This is a genomic window from Sphingopyxis sp. (assembly GCF_016704835.1).
GTDB lineage: Bacteria > Pseudomonadota > Alphaproteobacteria > Sphingomonadales > Sphingomonadaceae > Sphingopyxis.
The window spans coordinates 765936-785443 of sequence record NZ_JADIZJ010000001.1 but is presented as its reverse complement, the minus strand read 5'-3'; the positions used below and the strand labels follow the sequence as shown (position 1 = coordinate 785443).

The window sequence follows — 19508 nt, the reverse complement described above, 5'->3', positions numbered from 1 at the left end:
TAGTAATCCTAGCTCGATACACTGGAGCTCCGGCATTTATGAGAATCGGCGAGAAGCCTGAAATCGCCCGGCTTCCGCTATTCCGCGACATGGCCGAGAAGCAGCGCGACCTGGTGCTTGCCGGATCGTATCTGCAGGTCTTTCCTCCGCAACTCACACTATTCGAAGCGGGGCAGCATGCCGATTTTCTGCACGTGCTTGTCGACGGGCTGGTAGAGCTGTTCGTCCAAGGGGCGGGGCGCGACACCACGATGCGTATTGTCGAGCCAGTCTCAAGCTACATTCTCGCCGCTGCGGTGACGGATATGCCGTATCTGATGTCCGCAAGAACGCTTGCGTCTTCGCGAATTCTGCTGGTCCCGGCCGCGCAATTGCGCGAAGCAATCCGGCAGGATAGCGCCTTGATGCACGCGGCAATGCACGAGCTCGCATTGGGATATCGCGACCTTGTCCGTGCACTCACCGACATGAAAGTGCGCCAGTCAGCCGAACGGCTGGGCAACTGCCTGCTGGAATACAGCAACCGTCGTGGCGATCGCGATCAATTCGAGCTTATTGGCGAAAAGCGCCTGCTTGCATCGCTACTCGGTATGACTCCGGAAAACCTTTCGCGCGCCTTCGGCACGCTCAAGAGCCACGGTGTGGCGCTCGATGGAGCGAAAGTTACAATCGAAGACCGTGAGCGCCTGTCCCGGTTCGCTCGGCCCGACCCTGTGCCAAACGACCCTCGCTAGAAAGTAACCTGCAGCTGAAGCCAGCCCTTGGTGGTATCGACCGAGAAACCATCTGCGTCATAGTGCGCAAATTTGGCAAGCAGCGTGATGTTGCTCCTGATTGGATAGACCGCAAGCAGGTTCAGCTCGCGACCATAAGCCTGATCGGTCGCAGTCGCGCCGAAATCATGCACGATACCGCGCAGCGTCAATCCGTTCAGACCAGAGCCCTCGCCGAAGCGGTAGCTGATATCCCCATAGAAGTCGCGCAGGCCTCCCGGCGGCGTAGCCAGAAACTTGTCCGCCCAACCGTTAAAGGCGTGGAGCGTGGCAAGCGGGGTTTGCAGGGCCACGGCGCCATTGCCTTCAAGCCGCTCGAACCCTGCTTTGGCAGTGAAGCCACTTACCGAGATTCCGGGTTCGATCAGAAGATAATCGAGCGAGAAATCGGCCGGATTGAGTCCGAGATCGCGCTGGTTCGCATATTCTGCCGCATAGAGGAGCGTGGCCTCGCCGCTCAGCGGCTGCGTTCCCGTCAGGCGCACCCCCAGCGTTTGCGAACTGGCGGCAGGCGCGTCAGGCATGTCGAGGAAATAGCCATAGGCAGACACTGTGCCGATCGACGGAATGGCATAGCTCGCATGGATGTTGTGGATGTCGTTGTCCCGCCAGATGCCTTGCGGCGAATCCGGCCCGAAAATGCGATTCACCCGCCAGGCATGGAAATAATCGACCCTAGCTCCTTCAATCGGCTTGACCGTGATCTGCGCCAAATCGAAGGTCTGGTCGTTCTGACGCCAGTCAACTGAACCGATCCAGCGCTGATTGTCGAAATTTACCTTCTGACGCCCAACGACGGCCTCGACCGATTCGTGGGGCCGCCAACGCACTAACGCACGATTGAGCAGCACATCGGATGGATCCGCCACGACCGGGAACTCGGTCAATCCGTTGACAGTGTCGTTGAAGTCATCGGCACCAATCCTGACGACCGCCTCGCCTTCAACCAGCGCACTTAGCCCGTTCCATTCGTCGGTCTCGACCCCGCCCCTGATTCTAAGCGTCGAAGCGGTCGCATCTTCTGGCAGGTTTTCCTGATCGACGACTTCCAGCCGGTATCTCAGGTCGAGATAGGGATCGAAGGGTAGGTCATCGCCTGATTGTGCCATTGCGGTTACTGGCGCGAGAATGGCCAGCGAGCTGGCGGCGAGCGAGAGGATTTTGGTTTTCATGATCGCCCAAATAGGAGGCTGCCAGCCAAAGTATTTGATCCTTGTCAAAGTCGCAGACGCGCAATTCACCCATGGAGCGATATATGATGATCGATGATTTCACTTTGGCCCGCGTGCTCCATGTCGTCTCGATTGTCGGTTGGATCGGCGGTGTCTGGTCCGTGACCTTTGTGGTCATGCCCGCGATAGCGAGAGCCGAAGCGCCGCAGACCGGCTCCATGCCTTTCACAAGATCGAGCAGGGCTTTTCCGTTCAGGCCAAAGTCTGGGTTCTGCTGGCCGGTGCATCTGGATTCTGGATGACTTGGCGCGGTGACATGTGGTGGCGGTTTGCTGAGCCCGCCTACTGGTGGATGTCCGCGATGCTCGCTTTATGGCTGGTGTTCTTCCTGATGCTGTTTGTGGCCGAGCCGCTCTTCCTCCACCGCCGGATGGCCAATTCAACAACACCCGAGCGGGATTTCCGGACGATGGTGATCGTGCACCGTATACTGTCGGTGTTTGCGTTGGCAACCACTTTGGGCGCAATGGCTGGCGCTCACGGACTTATTTGAGAAGGCCCTTTCGTGAATCCGTTGATCCTTTTGGCAGCGCCGCGCCGCCTGCCCTTCTTACCGGCTCGTTGGCCTTCGGCGGACTGCTAATCTGGTGGCTGGTGCAATTGGCGCAGCTGCACGCAGGGCTATCCGGCATCCCGACCACTGATCTGCCGCCCACCCTGCTGCACGGTCCGGCCATGATCTATCTCGGCCTTGCCCCTTTCATCTTCGGGTTTCTGCTCACGGTGTTCCCGCGCTGGATCGGTCTCCCCGATCTTGCGTTGCGCCAATTGCCTCTGTCGGTGTCCTGCTTCTTGTTGGTGCTGTGCTCGTCCTTGTCGCCTTGGCACTGGGCTTGACCTCTTTACTTTTGCCGGGTTTCGCTTTGCTTGCCGTTGGTTGGACCAACGCATTGCTGGGCTTGGTTGGCGTGTTGTGGCGTGGGATGAAAGCAGGGAAGCCTCCCTGTTGACACGCATGGTCTGCACTTGCCGGTCTGACGCTAGGCCTTGCCGGTCTGTTTACGACAATCGCATTTATCGGCGGCAGTTCTTCGGATTATCTGGTTTATGCCAACCGCATCGGAATCGGCGGATTCCTGCTCCCGATATTCCTGACGGTGGCCCACCGGATGGTCCCGTTTTTCGCCGGCAATGTGGTTGAGGGCTATGCCCGCTGGCGACCTGACTGGCTCATCGCTGCCCTTTGGATTTCACTACTGGCTCGCTTGGCAGGCGAGCTCCTCAACATTGGCTGGCTGGCGATTTCGGCGAACGGCGCACTCGCGGCTCTAACCGGTGCCATGCTGTGGAAGTGGTGGCCGCGGGCAAGCGCACCAGGACTTCTGATTGTGTTGATCTGGGGGTTCGCCTGGGCGCCAATGGGCTTCACGCTTGCCATGCTGGATACCGCAACCTTGGCATTGGGTCGCGGCCCGGATCACGCATTGATGATCGGATTTGCGGGAAGTTTACTTGTCGCAATGGTGACCCGCGTAACACAGGGGCATTCAGGCCGGCCCCTCTCGATGACAGCTCTCGCGTGGCTCGCTTTCGGTGCGGTTCAGGCAGCCGCTATCGCCCGGTTGTGGGCTGCACTCCAACTGGAATTGGCCGAAGCGTTGCTGGTATCGGTGGGCGCGCTCTGTCTCGGGATGCTGCCATGGCTGCTGCGCAATATGGGCATTTACCTGTCACCGCGAAGCGATGGAAAGGCAGGCTAAGCAGATGGATGACGCGCCCCAACTGAACCCCGACGAAGCGCTGGAACTTCTGAAGGAAGGCAATCGGCGGTTTCTCGACGATACAACCTACGAGCCCACGATGGACCGTATGCGCCGGCTTGAGTTGGCAGCGGCGCAGCGACCATTTGCCGCCTATCTGAGCTGTTCGGATTCGCGGGTGCCGCCGGAACTGTTGTTCGAGCGCGGCCTAGGTGAGCTGTTCATTATTCGCAATGCTGGCAATACCCTTTGCACGACCGCGCTTGGCAGTCTGGAATTCGCCGTGACGAATCTGCAAGTCCCCTTGATCGTCGTCATGGGTCACGAGGCTTGCGGTGCTCTCAATGCAGCCGTTTCGCTGGCGCGGGGCAAGGCGAGTTTTACCGGCAATATCTCCAAGGTCCTTCAGTCGCTGCTCCCCGCCGTGCTTGAAACGGATCCGTGGGCCGATCACATCGTCGACGCTGCAGCGATCAGCAATGTCCGACGCGTTGTTCGCGAATTGCGGGACGAAGCGTCGCCCGCTCTGCTAGAGCCCCAGCGAACAGGGAAGCTCAAAGTCGTCGGAGCCTTCTATCATCTCGACAGTGGCAAGGTGGACTTTCTCGACCCTATTGACTGAAAGCGCATCCGCGGCGGTGTACGTGAATGTGCCACCGGGTGCATCCTGGTTCAGCGATAGAATTCAACCCTGAACTGGACGTTTCGGACCGGTTTGACGAAATGCACCTGCTGCGGTTCGATGACGGCGTGTTCACCTGCTTTGAGAAGTTGGCTCCGGTGCGCTTCACCCGGAAGGTGATATTCGAGGCTCCCGTCGATTACGCACAATTTGCCCCAGACCCCGGCTTTCAGATCATGTTCCGAGGTGAGTTTTTCGGGAACCGTCTCTTCGCTGAAGAGGGGTGATTCGGCATACTTCTCAACACCATCCGGCAAAACGTTCCGCATACCTAACTGCCGATCCCGATCGAAAGTGTGATGACCAGTATCGCCATGCCAAACAGGGCGACAGCGAGCGGCACAATCAGGACCTGCCCATATACGGCTCTCTTGTCCATCAAACCGGTAAAAGTATCGAGCATCTTGCCCTGATCGAGCGGCGAAATGTCCTCTGGTCCGGCCTGTCGCGCACCGATCCTCGCCACTCCGAAATAGACGGCGGCATAAAGGACCGAGATGATGATGGCGAAGCGTGCATGTCCGCTTCCGCCTGTGGCTGCGGCAATGGCAAGGAAGAAGATCGCATAACACGCGAACATGGCGAGCCATACACGCCGAGGAAACTGGAACCCCGGGTTTCGCGGTGGAACGGGGGCGGCGGCCAAAGGCTGCAGGGTCTGTTCCAAGGCATAGACTTCAGCCTCGAAGTCAGTGGCGCGATCAGCCACTATCAATTGGTGTTCAAACATGGGGGAGATTCCTTCCTGCTTTGGATCCGGAGATGCCGTCTCGCCGGATGGAAATTCCGGTAAGGAGACTATCGGCGATGGCACGCGCCCTTTGGGCAACCAGGGCTGCGCCTTCAGGCTGGGGACCGAGGTCTTTCAAGGTGCCGTAGAAGAGTTCGAGCCAGCGCACGAAATGCGTGTCTTCAAGCCCCGGAATGGCCATGTGCTTGGCCATCGGGTTGCCTGAAAACTCCCCGCTGTTGAACAGGATGGAGCGCCAGAATGTCTTCATCCGCTCCATGTGCGCAGGCCAATCGGAAATGCGCTCCGCGAAGATCGGGCCAAGCAGATTGTCCTGGCGGATGCTGGCATAGAAACGTTCGACCATAAGCGAGATGAATTGTTCGTCGACGCCCTGCGCTTCTGCATGCGCGCGTTTTGCAGTTCTTGCAGCGTGCACTTCCTGGCGTGATCTTTCGGTAACCGCAGGCATCATAGAATCTCTTAAAGAAGTATATAATATGCCTATTAAAGACCCTTGGTGCCAAAAGCAATATCTGATATACCTTTTTTATGCAGATGAATCTCCGAACCGATTACGCCTTACGCATGCTGATGGCGCTTGCGGCAAAAGAGGAGGTCGTTTCGATCGACTGGCTTGCGGAGTATTATGATATCTCTCGCAACCACCTCGCCAAGGTGGCACAAGACCTTGCCGCCGCAGGTTTTATCGAAACGCAGCGCGGACGCGGTGGCGGAGTGCGTCTGGCACGCGCGCCGTCAGATATAAATATTGGCCACGTGGTGCGCAGTTTGGAAAACACCACAGGATTTGTCGCCTGCATGGGCGGCAGGGAGACTTGCGTGGTGGAACGGGTCTGAGGGTTGAAGCCTGCATTGGCCGGGGCACTGGAGGCCTTTCTGGCTCATCTCGATCAATTTAGTCTTGCGCAAATCACGGGGTCAAAGCCGCGCTTTCTCAAGGAACTGATCCCAGAAGAATCGTGACGCCAGACATGAACTCTTTGGCAGACCATCGCGGACAGCGAGCAAGCTTTCCTCGCAACTGGGCCAATTGCCACAAGCCACGCTCTGCGGAATTTATCGGTCCTGACCCTAGCCCATTCGCAACCGCCCTCCGATCCCAGGCAACCGCAAGCGGGGCGCTTTTGCCTGCGGGCGCATCAGGATGCGATTCACGATTTTTTGCGCAGGAGGAGTCTGCGCAACTCTGAGGCCGAAGCGGCGCGCGGCGCGCGCGATCAGGCGATCATCCGTGTAGAGCCCAACGATCGAATTTGTCGCCAGATAGATCGGAAGACTTTCACGGCGATGCCGCCTCTCGTATCGCCTGAGCGCCGCAGAGTTTGCTGGATCTGCGCCGCGTTCCAAAAGCGGCAAGATCTCATCTGTCAGGTGACGCACGCTCGCAATCCCCAGGTTGAAGCCATGTGCCGTGACCGGATGCATCCCCACCGCCGCATCGCCAACCAGAGCTGCTCGATGGCAGACAAATCGACGCGCAAAGGCAGTTGTCAGCGGATAGGCATGCATAGGTCCGATCGGTTCCATAGTCCCGAACCTGCCGCGATACCGGCGATGCAGTTCCTGCCCCAGGGCATCGGGATCGAGCGCCAAGATCCTGGTAGCATCCCCTTCAGAAACCGTGAGCACCGCCGATGCCATGCCCGCGCCGAGCGGAAGCAAGGCCAGTGTCTGGCCGTGATCGAACCATTCAGTCGCGACGTCGTCATGCGGTGTGTCGATCCGAACACGCCCCACCAGCATCGCCTTGCCGAGACGATTCATTTCCGCGCCGATGCCGAGCTGATTACGCACAAAGGAAAACCGGCTATCCGCCGCGATGAGGAGTGGCGCTGACAACTCTCGTCCATCGGACAGCGAGACGTTCGCCATCCGGTCGCCAATATCGAGCGAAACGACCGAGGTGCCGGCAACCAGCTCCACATTCTCACACTCGCTTGCAGCTTCGAAGGCCGCCTTGCGAATATCGCAATTGGACACGAGGCAACCGAGCCGATCATCCTCACGATTCGATCCATAACGCAGCGGAAAGGGCGATTTGCCGTCAAACACGCGCGCCTCGCTGAGTGCGAAAACCTTGTCCGCGCCGATTCTGTCCCAGACGCCAAGCTCTTTCATGACCGCGACCGACCGCTGTGTCAGCGCGATCTCACGTCCATCAAAGCCCGGATTTTCCAGCGAATCGGCTTCTTGTGAATCGATCAGGGCAATCTTCGCTCCGGATGGCGACAAGGCCCGTGCCAGACAAAGCCCAGCCGGGCCCGAACCCACAATAACAACTCGTTTTTCCACCCTAAATCTCCGATCAATCTACGGCGGAGATAGCTCCGGAAAGCCTGCGTCGCTTTGATCAATGTCATGTCGATGGCTGCGCTCTTGTGGCTAATGTGTTGGTGGCGGCGCATTCTATTGCTCTTGCTCCTGATGTATCGGGAGGAAGGCCCAAGGGCCCGCCCGAATAGGCTCTACAGCGTCCGGCACCCTTCATGTAACTGATGCGATAGAGTGTCGAGACATTCTTCTTCTCTGTCTTTGGAGGCAGAGATGTAATGCCTTCCTACGCTGCAACTGTTTCCTGCCGGGCACGAAACTGATCGAAGAGACACGCAATATGCCGCGCATAAGGCCGTCCCGCATCTGTAATTACCAACTTGCCCTCGCGCTGCCGGACCAGGCCCTTTTCTTCAAAATTGTCGAGGATATTGGCATCCGGCAGCACACTGGCAGTCTCGGCATCAACCTGTCCCTGACACAGAAGAGACGAGATTATCGCACCCCGTTTCTTTGTTTCTTCGTCGCGCGTCACGCCGCGGACAGCCGCGACCTTGTCTGACGAGACCATGGACCGGTATCGCCCGACATTTTTTTCATTCTGCACCAATAGTCCGGGCAAGCTGCTGATCGCGCTGGCGCCAAAGCCGAGCAAAAACTCGTTAGGGTCATCGGTAAAGCCCTGAAAGTTGCGATGGACCCGGCCTTCGGTCGCGGCAATTGCCAGCGAGTCTGCAGGCAAGGCGAAATGATCGAAACCGATCGCGACATAGCCGGCTTCGGTCAATCGCTGATAGCCGAGCTCGCTTTGTTCGAAACGCAATTCTGGATCGGGCAGATTGTCGCCATCGATCTGTCTCTGCCGCGGTATCAGGTCGGGCATATGGGCATAGCCGAACAACGAGACCCGGCTGGGCCGAAGTTCTATTGCCTGGCTTAGCGTATCATCGAGATCCTGCAACGATTGCTTGGGCAGGCCATACATCAGATCAAAATTGATCGAATTTATGCCGCGCAGGCGCAAGGCGGATACGGATTTCTCGATATCAGCGAGCGGCTGGATTCGGCCTATGGCCTCCTGAACATGCGGCGCAAAAGTCTGAACACCGAGGCTCACTCTGCTGACATTTGATGCAGCTAACGCCAATGCCCATTCAGGGGTAAGCCGCGCGGATCAAGTTCCACCGAGATTTCCGGCGATCCGGCAACGAATATCGTTGTGATCCGGTCGAGAAGGCGGACAAAATCTACCGTCGTGATGGCGTTCGGGCTGCCGCCGCCAAAGGCGATGCGGCGCACCTTCCCGCGGCCACCGAGCAATTGTCCGATCAACGCGAATTCGTTTTCGAGCGCTTCCAGATAGGCGGTTAGTCTCTGGGTCTTGTTCGCTGCCCCGGTATTGCATCCACAATACCAACAAATTGATTGGCAATAGGGAATATGGACATAAAGAGACAGCGGCGTGCCCGGCGGCATGTCGCTCAGCGCCTGAATATACTTGTCGGTTCCGCAGCCGCTATGAAACTCTAGTGCGGTCGGATAGCTGGTATAGCGGGGCACGGGTTTTGCCAGCAATTCTGGATGATAAGGCCACATTAGAAGCGTGGTAATCGGGTGAGCTCAATATGCTTTGATCTTGATCAAAGACGCTTTACCGAAAAATACGAGGCAAATGGGGCGATATGATTCCGGAGCCTGAACTTCCTGCAGGCCTTGGGTCAGGCTACTCCTGCGACCGCTTTCAGTAGGCTACGCTCGTTTATGATAACCGTCCGCCGGTCAGGCAGATCAATTATCCCTTGTTTCCGGATACGGGTGAATTGCCGGCTTACAGTCTCGATCGTCAGGCCCAATATATCTGCGATCTGTTGCCGGTCCATCGGCAGCTCGAAACGATCGAGGTAACGGGAGGTCGGACTACAGCCATCCACACTCAGGCGATCCGATAGTTCGATCAACAAAGTAGCAATACGTTCGGTTGCCGATTTCTTGCCCAGTAAGGTCATCCATTCGCGCGCGCGGTCGAGCTCATCGAGCGACCGATGGAGCAATTTATTCTGCAAGTCGGGATGTTCCTTCGCAAAACTGTCAAAGGAAGATCTTGTGAAAACGCAGACCTCCGCGTCGGTCATTGCGCTCACTCGGTAAGGGCTTTCCTTGCCAAACGGCCGGCCGACAAAGTCTGATGCGTACATAACGCTGACGATCTGCTCGCGCCCGTCGTGCAGGTTCATCGAAAGTTTAAGCACGCCATCGATGATATTGGCGACAACCGGAGCCGGATCGCCCTCCCACAAGAGAGTCTCGCCGCGCTTGATCTTCCGTTTGCGGCCAAGCTTGCTCAGCACCTGCAATTCATCAGGTTCGAGGCTGGCGCAAATCGCGCGGTTCCGGACGACGCATGTTGAACAATCGCTCATGTTTGCTGACTAAGCGAGAACAGCGACAGTCGCAACAATCCGATGTTCTTCATCGATTACTCATCTTGCAATATCGATCAGGCGAAGCCGCAAACCGACTAGTTGCGCTTATGGGTCGCCGGTTGGCGTTATTGCGCGTCCCTGAGGGCCGGGTTATCGCGCAACGCCTTGGTGAATCGCTGGAGCGATCCAGAGGTCTGTCCTCGGGACGGATTGTCAGATTTTTTCATTCGTTTGACATTTATCAAATGATGATGGTCATATTGTGCCTAACCACCTCCTTTCTACACAACATCTTGTGGCTTGGCGCGATATCGTATCGCTAGCCACTTTCGGAGGATTAGGGGTTATGGCACTAGAACTGCGAGGCGAAGACCATGGCGAAACAATTGCAGCAATCGGTCAATCTGACACTGCCAAGCCAGCATCGGGTGCGCTTTGGGCGGGCAGCAGCATCGATTGCTCAGACACTGTCGGTGAATATATCTCTGGCGCAGACTGGCGGATCAAGGCCAACGCCAATGTCGGCTATTCGCACGCCGGCCTAATCAGCAATGTCGCAGGCAAGGTGATCGCCAATTTCTGGCTCGACGAGATCTATGCCCCGGAAGAGGGGCTGGCCCACCGGCACGGCGACATCCACATCCACGATCTCGACTGCCTGACCGGCTATTGCGCAGGCTGGTCCTTGCGGGCGTTGCTCAATGATGGCTTCAACGGGGTGGCAGGCAGAGTTTCGTCCCGCCCACCGCGTCATTTCCGCGAAGCGCTTGGCCAGATGAGCAACTTTCTCGGTATCCTGCAATCGGAATGGGCGGGCGCGCAGGCCTTCTCCAGCTTCGACACCTATCTTGCGCCTTACGTCTTCTACGACAATTTGAGCTTCGCCGAAGTCAAGAAGGCGATCCGTCAATTCGTCTACAATCTCAACGTTCCCGCGCGTTGGGGCCAGTCGCCCTTCACAAACATCACACTCGATATCGTGGTGCCGGATGACCTTCGCAACCTCTATCCGACTTACCGCGACGAACATCTGTTCAAGGGTATCGAAAATCAGGCTCTGCTCGACCGGGCACAGGCGCGCGATATCGGCCTGCGCAGCCTGGCGGATATGAGCTTTGCCCATTTCGAACCCGAGATGGAACTGATCAACCTCGCCTATTACGAAGTGATGACCGAGGGCGATGCCACCGGCCAGCCCTTCACCTTCCCGATCCCCACGGTCAATATCACCGAAGATTTCAACTGGGACACCAAGGTCGCGACGGCAATTTTCGAGAATGCGGCCAAGGTCGGCTCATCCTACTTTCAGAATTTCATCGGCAGTCAGTATATCCGCGATCCGGAAACGGGCGAGCGGCGACCCAACCCGGAAGCCTATTCGCCTGGTGCCGTTCGCTCGATGTGCTGCCGGTTGCAGCTTGATCTGCGCGAGCTGCTGAAGCGCGGCAACGGCCTGTTTGGATCGGCGGAGATGACCGGGTCGCTGGGTGTCGTCACCATCAACATGGCCGCGCTGGGCTACCGCTTCAAAGACGATCTGCCCGGCCTGATGGCCGAGCTCGATCGGTTGATGGACATTTCAAAATCGACGCTCGAGAAGAAGCGCGCCTTCGTGCAGAAGATGTATGATCGCGGGCTTTATCCGTTCACTGCCCGGTACCTGCCGTTCTTGCGCAACCATTTCTCGACCATCGGCGTGAATGGCATCAACGAAATGGTGCGCAACTTCACCGGCGATGCCTCTGATCTGACCGAAGAGGACGGGATCGCTATGGCGCTGGGCATTCTCGACCATATGCGGGCGAAGCTGGTGGCCTATCAGGAGCAGAGTGGAAACCTGTATAATCTGGAGGCAACCCCTGCGGAAGGCACCACCTACCGGTTTGCCAAGGAAGACAAGAAGCGCTTCCCCGACATCCTGCAGGCCGGAAGCGAGGAAAACATCTATTACACCAATTCCTCGCAGATCCCGGTCGACCATACCGACGACCCGTTCGAAGCGCTCGAACTGCAGAACGAGCTGCAATGCAAATATACCGGCGGCACCGTGCTGCACCTCTATATGAGCGAGAAACTGTCGGGCGCCGATGCGGCACGCAACTTCCTGAAAAGGTGCTGACCAATTACCGCCTCCCCTACGTCACGCTGACTCCAGTGTTCTCAGTCTGCGATACACATGGCTATCTTGATGGCGAACAACCCGAATGTCCGACATGCGGTGAACGGACCAAGGTGTGGACCCGGGTCATGGGCTATTTCCGCCCGGTCGACAGCTTCAACAAAGGCAAGCAGGGCGAACATCGCCAGCGTCGGCACTTTACCGAAGACGCGGCCATGGTGGGTGACCTGTTCGCGCCGCCGCGCTGATATGGCAACCGCTGCAACTCTTGCTCGGGACAGGCGGCGCGGTCAGAACCGCGCCGCCACCCCTTCCATGCCCTCACCCCGTTCACGATGCTGGATTTCCCGGACTGCGCTGCCTGCATTGTCTGGATAGCTGGATGCAACATGCGCTGCGGATATTGTCACAATCCGCAGATCGTTCTGGGCAAAGGCACAATCGGTCAGGATGAAGTCATGACTTTTCTCGCCCGGCGGCGGGGATTGCTAGACGGCGTGGTGCTGTCAGGCGGGGAGGCGACCACCTGGCCCGGCCTGGTCGGTTTTGCCGAAAGGGTGAAGGCGATGGGTTTTGCCATCAAGCTCGATACCAACGGATTACGCCCCGATGTTGTCTCCCGGCTGCTTGAAGGGCAGCTCGTTGACAGGATCGCGCTCGATTATAAGGCACCACCGGCAAAGTTCCGAGACGTGACAGGGGTCACAGCCTGGCCGCGCTTCTCCTCCACCCTCGACATTTTGTGTGCGCAAAACAGGATTCCTGTCGAAGTGCGAACCACAGTCCACACCGGCCTGTTGGACGAGGACGACATCCTTGCCATGGCGCAGGATCTGACCGAACGCGGCTACCGAGGCCCCTATGCGATACAGGCGGCCGTGATTGAACCTGATCGCCCTACGCTTGCATCACTGGCACCGCAGGACCGCCAACTGGACTCTGAGTTGTTGAAGCAGAAAAGCCCGCTGGACTTGGTCTTTCGATAGATCCCTTCTGTAGCGCAATGCGCATCCGTTTACCGGACGGCGCAGTTGAGACCTTAGTTCTTTGATTTTCATCGAGAGCCGGTCGACTGTTCTTTGGCAGAAGGGAGCTTCACACCTGCCATGTGAAGGTCTTGCAAAGGGTAGCGGTCGATAAGGTCCCAAGGCCCCGAATTACGCCATTGGTGGAGCCAGCGCTGGACGCCGAAACCTGCGGAAATCAGAACAACAAAATTTGGCATAACAGAACACGAGACAGCAGTAACAGGATCGTTCCGACAATTAGCCGGAACAACCATTTGCGTGATCATTCGGTATTCGCTGGCGGCGGAATGGGCGCGCCCCCGCGCCCTTGATTGGCGCCTACCGGCTATACGCACTTGAAAATATGAAAGAAAAATGGAGCGGGTGAGGCGATTCGAACGCCCGACCCCAACCTTGGCAAGGTTGTGCTCTACCCCTGAGCTACGCCCGCTCTGGCGGCTGAAACCGGTCGGTTCCAGCGGGTGAGGCGGGCGCTTAGCATCGGGTTTTTGAGTCGGCAACCCCCCTTCACGCTTTTCGCGCCTGATCGCGGGCGAAGGGTTGGCATATTCGCGGCAATTCCCACATAGAAGGTCAGACATTTTGAGCAGGAGCATGAAGCGTGGCGACTTTGGGTCTTAACCCCACCGAGAAGGAAGCCGTCGAAGCCTTCCGCCGCGACGTCGTCGAACCGTCGATGACCCAGCTGGTCATCCTCGATTTCTGGGCCGAATGGTGCGGGCCGTGCAAGCAGCTCACGCCAATTCTGGAAAAGGTTGCCGCCGACTACGCCGACAAGGGCGTGCTGCTCGCCAAGATCGACGTCGATGCGAACCGCTTTATCGCCAGTCAGTTCCAGGTCCAGTCGATCCCGACCGTCTATGCGATTTTTCAGGGACAGCCGGTCGCCAACCTGACCAACGCGCGCACCGAAAGCCAGTTGAAGACGATGCTCGACCAACTGCTCGCGCAGCTGCCGATCGAAAGCGAAGCGACGGCGCGAGCGGTCGAGATCGCGCCGTTGATCGATATGGGCGAAACGGTACTCGCCGAGGGCGACGGTGAACGGGCTGCCGGCATTTTCGGGCAGATCCTCGAGATAGCGCCCGACAATGCCGCGGCGCATAGCGGATTGATCCGCGCCTTTGTGCTCGCCGGTGACCTGATGAGCGCGCAGGGGGTGCTCGACAGGGTGCCGACCGAGATTGCGGACGATCCCGCGATCGCGCAGGCGAAAAGCGCGCTCGCGCTCGCCGCCGACGCCCCCGACGCGGGCGAACTTGCTGCGTTCGAAGCCGCCGTCGTCGCCCGTCCCGATGATCATCAGGCGCGGTTCGACCTGGCCAGCGCGCAGATCGGCGCGGGCCAGCGCGATGCCGCCGCCGACAATCTGCTGCATATCGTCGCCGCCGACCGCGAATGGCAGGAAGATGCGGCGCGCGCCAAGCTGCTGTCGCTGTTCGAAGCGGTCGGACTGGAAGATCCGTGGGTCGCGGCGCAGCGTCGCCGCCTGTCGCTGATCCTGTTCGGCTGATGGGCGACACCGCGCCTCTGACCATTCAGCGGATCGCGATTTTTCCGCTCCCCGGCGCGGTGCTGTTTCCCGGGCTGCACCTGCCGCTGCATATTTTCGAGCCGCGCTATTCGGCGATGGTGCAGGAGGTGCTGGCGCGCGACCGCCAGATCGGGATGATCCAGCCACGCGTCCTGCCCGGCGACGAGAGCCGCGAGCCGCCTGCGCTTTACGACGTCGGCTGCGTCGGGCGGATCGTCGATGTGGAAGCGCTCGACGAAGGGCGGTTCAACCTGGTGCTCGAAGGCGTGGCGCGCTTTCGCGTCCGCCGTGAACTCGACGTCATCACCCCGTTTCGCCAGGTCGAAGCAGAGATCGAAACTGAGATCGAGGACGACGCGGTGCTGTCGAGTATCGAGCGCGCCAGCCTAGAGCGCGAGGCGAAGCGCTTTGCGGCGCGGCAAGGCTATGTCGTCGATTGGGACTCGGTCGGCCAGCTCGACGATGCAACGCTGGTTAATGGCATCGCGCAGGTGGCGCCCTTCGATGCCGCCGCGAAACAGGCGCTGCTGGAAGCGACCCCGATCGACGCGCGCGCCGAGCTGGTCGTCCAGCTGATGCAGTTTTTCGGCCGCTACGACAGCGATGACGGCCGCGCCACGCTGCAATAGGCGGGCGCTCAGTTCAATTTGCGGGTCGCCGCGGGGCGCGTGATGTCGGTCAGCGCGCGGCGCACGATATGGCGATCGCTTGCGCGCCGCCGATCCGCGGTTTCATTGACCCGCAGCTGGTCGCGGACCAGCGCCTTTTTGGCGGCGCGGCGCGCCTTATTGCTGGAAGACTATCGCCCGCCGCGGCCTCGGTCGTCCCTTCGGCGGCGGGATCGATCAGCCAGTCGTCGGCGCCGTCGCTCAAACCGTAGCTGCGGTTGAAATAGCAGATGCGCGGTGCCGCCGCGGGTGCAAGCCGTGCGAACGCCCGCTCGGCGAGCACCCGTGGCCGCGCGCCCGGCGCCGCGCCGAGCGCGGGGCCGCCTGGGTATCGCCTGTCACCGCTGCTTCGCGCGCGTCACTTTTTGCCGACATGGTCCATCCCATCGTGCCGCGGCGTGGGTGCCGCGGTCTTCGGGTTAGGGAAAGATGATGAGCGGGGAGCTGATGAGGGAATAGGTAGAAACACGTCTAAACCTGTTCGCAGCGAGCCCTCCGACAGCCCGCAGGGCGGGCGCACAGAATAAACTTCGGCCATTGGCTGCAGTCGAGATAGCCATCAGCAGCGCGCAAGGCCGCAGGGTGTCTCGACTTCGCTCGACACGAACGGACTGACGGTTGCGTCTAGACCTCGGCCCCCGCCAGCAACCGCGGCAAATCGCCCGCCTCTCCGCGCGCTTCGTCCATGAAGAAGCGCTTGAGCAGCGGCATGCGCTGCACCGCGCCGAGCCCAGTGCGGCGCACCGCGGCAGCGGTGCGGCCGGGGATGCCGAACAGGCGGGTCAGCCCGTCGGTGGCGAGGCTGACCATCATATTGTCAAGTCCGCGCCAACGCTGGTAGCGCGCGAGCAAGGCCGCATCGCCGAGGTCAAGCCCGAGCCGCGCCCCCTCGACCAGCACCTCGGTCAGCGCCGCGACATCGCGCAGGCCGAGGTTCAACCCCTGCCCGGCGATGGGATGGATGCCATGCGCCGCGTCGCCGACCAGCGCGACGCGCTCGGCGACGATCGATGCGCTGTGGTGGAAGCCGAGCGGATAAGTCATCCGCGGCGCGACAAGGTCCATCGCGCCGAGCACCCCTCCGGCGCGTTTTTGCAGTTCGGCGATGAAGCCGCGATCGCCGAGCTTGGCGAAACCCGGCCCGTCTTTTTCGGCGACCGTCCACACAAATGCCGAACGGTGCCGCCCCTCGGCGTCATCGACCAGCGGCAGCAGCGCGAAGGGGCCCGAAGAGTAGAAGATTTCGTGCGCCACATTGCCGTGCGGCTTTTTGTGCGCAACCGCGCCAATCATCGCGTGGTGATGGTACGACCAGTTCGCGATGCTGAACCCCGCCGCGTCGCGCGTGGGCGAGCGGCGACCTTCGGCGACGATCAGTAGCGCCGCCGCGAGCTTAGTCCCATCCGCGAGGGTCAGCGTTACGCCATGGCTATCGATATCGCGCGCGGTGACGGCGGCGGGCATATGCAGCCGGACCAGCGGCGCATTGGCGAGCGCGGCGGCGAGCGCGAGACGCAGCTGGCGGTTCTCGATCATCGTGCCAAGCGGCGGGTCGCCGTCGGCGGTGACGAAATCGAGATTGCCGCCGCGGCCGCTGTCGGGGGCACCATCGGCGACCTGGATGGCGCGGATCGGGCAGCCGTGACCGGCGAGTCGCTGAGCGATCCCCAGCACCTCGAACATCTGCCAGGTCGCGCTGGCGATCGCCGACGCGCGGCCGTCAAAGCCCGGCGCAATCGTCGCCACCGGATCGGCGGGATCGACGATCTGGACCGACAGGCCGTGGTGCGACAGGGCAAGGGCGAGCGCCTGGCCGACCAGGCCACCACCCGAAATCAGGACATCGCTGCGCAGGGTCTCACTCATGGCCCGGCTCTAGCGCGCGGCGGGACGGTTGGAAAGGCTATGGACGCGGCCCGCCCCGCGCTTGACGGCGAGTCCGCCGCATGTGCATATCGCCGTGGTTAATCGATGGAGACGGTAAACAGCATGGCTAGCCGCAAGGGCGCACCGGTCAAGGCCGATTGGCGCACCGTTTTTCGCCAAAGCATCGCGCGATCGCTCGTGATCGGCGCGGCGGCGGCGCTCGGGCTGTTCACGCTGTTTCTGGCGCTCGCGCTCGCCACCTATGACAGCACCGACGCGGCGCTCAACACCGCCGCTGCCGGCACCGCAGCCAATTGGATGGGCGGCGTCGGCGCGTGGTTCGCCGATCTGGGGCTGTCGATCGGCGGGGTGGGGATTGCGCTGCTGCTGCCGCTGCTCGGGCTGCTCGCGTGGCGGTTGTGGCTGGGCGAAGCACAGCCCTATTGGCCGCGCCAGCTTGCCTACAGCTTCGTTGGTATTCTGCTCGTCGGGCTGGGGGCCGAACTCTGGTCGCCCGCGACCAGCGCGCCTATGCCTGCGGGCTGGGGCGGCATCATCGCGCTGCTGATCGGCGGCGCGATCACGCCGCTGTTCGCCGCAGCGGGCGAACCTGCGGCGGCGCTGATCCGCTTTGCCACCATCCTGGCGCTCGTTATCGCCGGGCTGTGGCTCGCGTGGCGTGCGCTGCGGCTGGAAAAGGGGTGGGCGTCGCGCTTCCATCTACCCGCCGCCGAGCGCAGCCGCATCGCAGAACCGGCGCGCGCCGCTGACGACGGCGCCCGGGCGCCCAATTTGATGGAGCGCGTGGTGCGCCCGCGCGCGATCGCCGAACCGAGCGACCGCGCACCGCCCGAAATCGCCGACCCCGCGCAACGAACCGCGCCGTCGAAACCCCGACCGAAGCCACAGACCGAGCTGTTCACCAACTACCAGCTCCCCTCGATCGACTTGCTCGCTCCGCCGCCACCGGGGCCGACCGGGCAGATCGACAAGGCGGGGCTGGAGCGCAACGCGCGCCTGCTCGAATCGGTGCTCGAGGACTTCCAGGTCAAGGGCGTCGTCACCGCGGTTCGCCCCGGCCCGGTCGTCACCATGTACGAACTCGAACCCGCGCCGGGGACGAAGGCGAGCCGAGTGTCGAACCTCGCCGATGACATTGCGCGCAACATGTCGGCACTATCGGCGCGTATTGCGCCGATCCCCGGGCGCACTGTCATCGGCATCGAATTGCCCAACGCGCACCGCGAAGCCGTCGTGCTGCACGAAATCATCGGCAGCGCGCTGTTTCAGGATCAGACCGGGGCGCTGCCGATCATCCTCGGAAAAAATATCAGCGGCGACCCGATGATCGCCGACCTCGCCCCGATGCCGCACCTGCTGATCGCGGGTACGACGGGGTCGGGTAAGTCGGTCGGGCTCAATGCGATGATATTGTCATTGCTCTATCGTCTCGGCCCCGATCAGGTGAAGATGATCATGATCGATCCCAAGATGCTGGAACTCAGCGTCTATGACGATATCCCGCACCTCCTTGCCCCCGTGGTCACCGAACCCAAGAAGGCAATCCGGGCCTTGAAATGGGCGGTCGAGCAGATGGAGGATCGCTACCGGATGATGTCGTCGCTGTCGGTGCGCAACCTCGCGAGCTACAACGATAAGGTGCGCGGCGCGCTCGCCAAGGGCAAATCCTTGGGCCGCCGCGTCCAGACGGGTTACGATCCCGACACCGGCCAGCCGGTTTATGAGGAAGAGGCGCTCGATTATGCGCCGCTGCCGCAGATCGTCATCGTCGTCGACGAGCTTGCCGATTTGATGATGACCGCGGGCAAGGAGGTCGAGTTCCTGATCCAGCGCCTTGCGCAAAAGGCGCGCGCGGCGGGTATCCACCTGATCCTCGCGACGCAACGCCCGTCGGTCGACGTCATCACCGGTGTGATCAAGGCGAACCTGCCGACGCGTATCAGCTTTAACGTCACGTCAAAGATCGACAGCCGCACGATCTTGGGCGAAGCGGGCGCCGAACAGCTGCTCGGCAAGGGCGACATGCTGTACGTCCCCGGCGGCAAGCAGATCACGCGCATCCATGGCCCGTTCGTGTCCGACGACGAGGTGCGCGCAGTCGCCGACCACTGGCGCGGGCAGGGCCGCCCCGACTATGTCGAGAGCGTCACCGAAGACCCCGAGGATGGCGGTTTCGCGATGGAGGGCGCCCCCGCAGGCGGCGACAGCGCCGAGGACCGCATGTACGCCAAGGCCTGCCAGATCGTCGTCGAAAGCCAGAAGGCGTCGACCAGCTGGCTGCAACGTCAGCTGCGCATTGGATACAACAGCGCCGCGCGGCTGATCGAGCGGATGGAGGAGGAAGGGCTGGTCAGTCCGCCCAACCATGTCGGTCGCCGCGACGTGCTGACAGATCAATATGGCCAGCAGCGGTAAGGAACTTTTGCCGGACTCGCGG

The 19508-nt window shown here is 60.5% G+C and carries 21 protein-coding genes, 1 tRNA gene and 1 pseudogene; 12 read left to right on the top strand and 11 right to left on the bottom strand.

Going from position 1 to position 19508, the window contains the following annotated elements:
- Positions 1 to 38 precede the first annotated feature (38 nt).
- Positions 39 to 734, top strand: a complete 696-nt coding sequence (locus tag IPF76_RS03900; protein WP_293839931.1) for a helix-turn-helix domain-containing protein — start codon at positions 39 to 41, stop codon at positions 732 to 734.
- On the opposite strand, the gene IPF76_RS03895 is transcribed toward IPF76_RS03900, so the two are convergent.
- The gene (locus IPF76_RS03895) at positions 731 to 1993 is read right to left on the bottom strand and encodes a hypothetical protein (RefSeq protein WP_293839928.1); all 1263 of its coding nucleotides are present in this window, start codon (positions 1991 to 1993) and stop codon (positions 731 to 733) included. The two genes, IPF76_RS03900 and IPF76_RS03895, sit on opposite strands and share 4 nt — an antisense overlap.
- A 91-nt stretch (positions 1994 to 2084) precedes the next feature.
- Here IPF76_RS03895 and IPF76_RS03890 point away from each other — a divergent pair, with 91 nt between their 5' ends.
- The 4 genes from IPF76_RS03890 to IPF76_RS03875 all read left to right on the top strand — a co-directional run bounded on the left by IPF76_RS03890 (position 2085) and on the right by IPF76_RS03875 (position 4327).
- A complete protein-coding gene (locus tag IPF76_RS03890) occupies positions 2085 to 2498 on the top strand; it encodes a hypothetical protein (RefSeq protein WP_366499059.1) in 414 nt (137 codons plus the stop codon).
- Positions 2495 to 2842 (top strand): NnrS family protein, encoded by a 348-nt coding sequence (locus IPF76_RS03885; RefSeq protein ID WP_293839926.1) that lies wholly within the window; start codon positions 2495 to 2497, stop codon positions 2840 to 2842. Before IPF76_RS03890 ends, IPF76_RS03885 begins: the two co-directional genes overlap by 4 nt.
- Positions 2843 to 2979: 137 nt before the next feature.
- Positions 2980 to 3705, top strand: coding sequence for an NnrS family protein (locus IPF76_RS03880; RefSeq protein WP_293841908.1), 726 nt, complete (start codon positions 2980 to 2982; stop codon positions 3703 to 3705).
- Positions 3706 to 3709: 4 nt separating this feature from the next.
- Complete coding sequence (locus tag IPF76_RS03875; protein WP_293839924.1) at positions 3710 to 4327, top strand: carbonic anhydrase; 618 nt, start codon at positions 3710 to 3712, stop codon at positions 4325 to 4327.
- A gap of 50 nt (positions 4328 to 4377) precedes the next feature.
- Here IPF76_RS03875 and IPF76_RS03870 read toward each other — a convergent pair whose 3' ends face one another.
- From IPF76_RS03870 to IPF76_RS03860, 3 genes are read right to left on the bottom strand one after another with little or no spacing between them, the layout of a single operon-like run.
- The gene (locus tag IPF76_RS03870; protein WP_293839922.1) at positions 4378 to 4656 is read right to left on the bottom strand and encodes a DUF1971 domain-containing protein; all 279 of its coding nucleotides are present in this window, start codon (positions 4654 to 4656) and stop codon (positions 4378 to 4380) included.
- Positions 4657 to 4658: 2 nt separating this feature from the next.
- On the bottom strand, positions 4659 to 5117 hold the full coding sequence (locus IPF76_RS03865; protein WP_293839919.1) for a hypothetical protein: 459 nt from the start codon (positions 5115 to 5117) through the stop codon (positions 4659 to 4661).
- Positions 5110 to 5592, bottom strand: coding sequence for a group III truncated hemoglobin (locus IPF76_RS03860; protein ID WP_293839916.1), 483 nt, complete (start codon positions 5590 to 5592; stop codon positions 5110 to 5112). Before IPF76_RS03860 ends, IPF76_RS03865 begins: the two co-directional genes overlap by 8 nt.
- A 77-nt stretch (positions 5593 to 5669) precedes the next feature.
- Between IPF76_RS03860 and IPF76_RS03855 the strand changes: the two genes are divergently transcribed.
- Positions 5670 to 5978 (top strand): Rrf2 family transcriptional regulator, encoded by a 309-nt coding sequence (locus IPF76_RS03855; protein WP_293839866.1) that lies wholly within the window; start codon positions 5670 to 5672, stop codon positions 5976 to 5978.
- A gap of 234 nt (positions 5979 to 6212) precedes the next feature.
- On the opposite strand, the gene ubiM is transcribed toward IPF76_RS03855, so the two are convergent.
- The 4 genes from ubiM to IPF76_RS03840 all read right to left on the bottom strand — a co-directional run bounded on the left by ubiM (position 6213) and on the right by IPF76_RS03840 (position 9832).
- On the bottom strand, positions 6213 to 7433 hold the full coding sequence (ubiM, locus tag IPF76_RS03850; RefSeq protein WP_293839863.1) for a 5-demethoxyubiquinol-8 5-hydroxylase UbiM: 1221 nt from the start codon (positions 7431 to 7433) through the stop codon (positions 6213 to 6215).
- 265 nt (positions 7434 to 7698) lie between these two features.
- A complete protein-coding gene (locus IPF76_RS20710; RefSeq protein WP_366499055.1) occupies positions 7699 to 8529 on the bottom strand; it encodes a hypothetical protein in 831 nt (276 codons plus the stop codon).
- Between the two features lie 20 nt (positions 8530 to 8549).
- The gene (locus IPF76_RS20705; protein ID WP_366499053.1) at positions 8550 to 9008 is read right to left on the bottom strand and encodes a hypothetical protein; all 459 of its coding nucleotides are present in this window, start codon (positions 9006 to 9008) and stop codon (positions 8550 to 8552) included.
- Between the two features lie 122 nt (positions 9009 to 9130).
- Positions 9131 to 9832 carry a Crp/Fnr family transcriptional regulator gene (locus tag IPF76_RS03840; protein ID WP_293839860.1) on the bottom strand — a complete coding sequence of 234 codons (702 nt, stop codon included), beginning with the start codon at positions 9830 to 9832 and terminating at the stop codon, positions 9131 to 9133.
- Between the two features lie 349 nt (positions 9833 to 10181).
- On the opposite strand from IPF76_RS03840, the gene IPF76_RS03835 reads away from it, so the two are divergent.
- The 3 genes and pseudogenes from IPF76_RS03835 to IPF76_RS03825 form a co-directional block, all read left to right on the top strand.
- A complete protein-coding gene (locus tag IPF76_RS03835; protein ID WP_293839857.1) occupies positions 10182 to 11954 on the top strand; it encodes a ribonucleoside triphosphate reductase in 1773 nt (590 codons plus the stop codon).
- Positions 11948 to 12202, top strand: a complete 255-nt coding sequence (gene nrdD / locus IPF76_RS03830; protein ID WP_293839854.1) for an anaerobic ribonucleoside-triphosphate reductase — start codon at positions 11948 to 11950, stop codon at positions 12200 to 12202. Before IPF76_RS03835 ends, nrdD begins: the two co-directional genes overlap by 7 nt.
- A gap of 78 nt (positions 12203 to 12280) precedes the next feature.
- Positions 12281 to 12940: pseudogene (locus tag IPF76_RS03825) on the top strand (anaerobic ribonucleoside-triphosphate reductase activating protein); the annotation flags it as partial.
- Between the two features lie 397 nt (positions 12941 to 13337).
- Here the strand turns inward: IPF76_RS03825 and IPF76_RS03820 are convergent.
- Positions 13338 to 13412, bottom strand: a tRNA-Gly gene (locus IPF76_RS03820).
- A gap of 171 nt (positions 13413 to 13583) precedes the next feature.
- On the opposite strand from IPF76_RS03820, the gene IPF76_RS03815 reads away from it, so the two are divergent.
- Positions 13584 to 14495, top strand: coding sequence for a tetratricopeptide repeat protein (locus IPF76_RS03815; RefSeq protein ID WP_293839851.1), 912 nt, complete (start codon positions 13584 to 13586; stop codon positions 14493 to 14495).
- Entirely contained in the window at positions 14495 to 15145 is a 651-nt protein-coding gene (locus tag IPF76_RS03810; protein ID WP_293839848.1) for an LON peptidase substrate-binding domain-containing protein, read from the top strand. Before IPF76_RS03815 ends, IPF76_RS03810 begins: the two co-directional genes overlap by 1 nt.
- 49 nt (positions 15146 to 15194) lie before the next feature.
- Here IPF76_RS03810 and IPF76_RS03805 read toward each other — a convergent pair whose 3' ends face one another.
- Positions 15195 to 15467, bottom strand: a complete 273-nt coding sequence (locus IPF76_RS03805) for a hypothetical protein (RefSeq protein WP_293839845.1) — start codon at positions 15465 to 15467, stop codon at positions 15195 to 15197.
- A gap of 341 nt (positions 15468 to 15808) precedes the next feature.
- Entirely contained in the window at positions 15809 to 17050 is a 1242-nt protein-coding gene (locus IPF76_RS03800) for an FAD-dependent monooxygenase (RefSeq protein WP_293839842.1), read from the bottom strand.
- A 123-nt stretch (positions 17051 to 17173) separates the two neighbouring features.
- Here IPF76_RS03800 and IPF76_RS03795 point away from each other — a divergent pair, with 123 nt between their 5' ends.
- The gene (locus tag IPF76_RS03795) at positions 17174 to 19486 is read left to right on the top strand and encodes a DNA translocase FtsK 4TM domain-containing protein (RefSeq protein WP_293839840.1); all 2313 of its coding nucleotides are present in this window, start codon (positions 17174 to 17176) and stop codon (positions 19484 to 19486) included.
- The last annotated feature ends 22 nt before the right edge of the window (positions 19487 to 19508 follow it).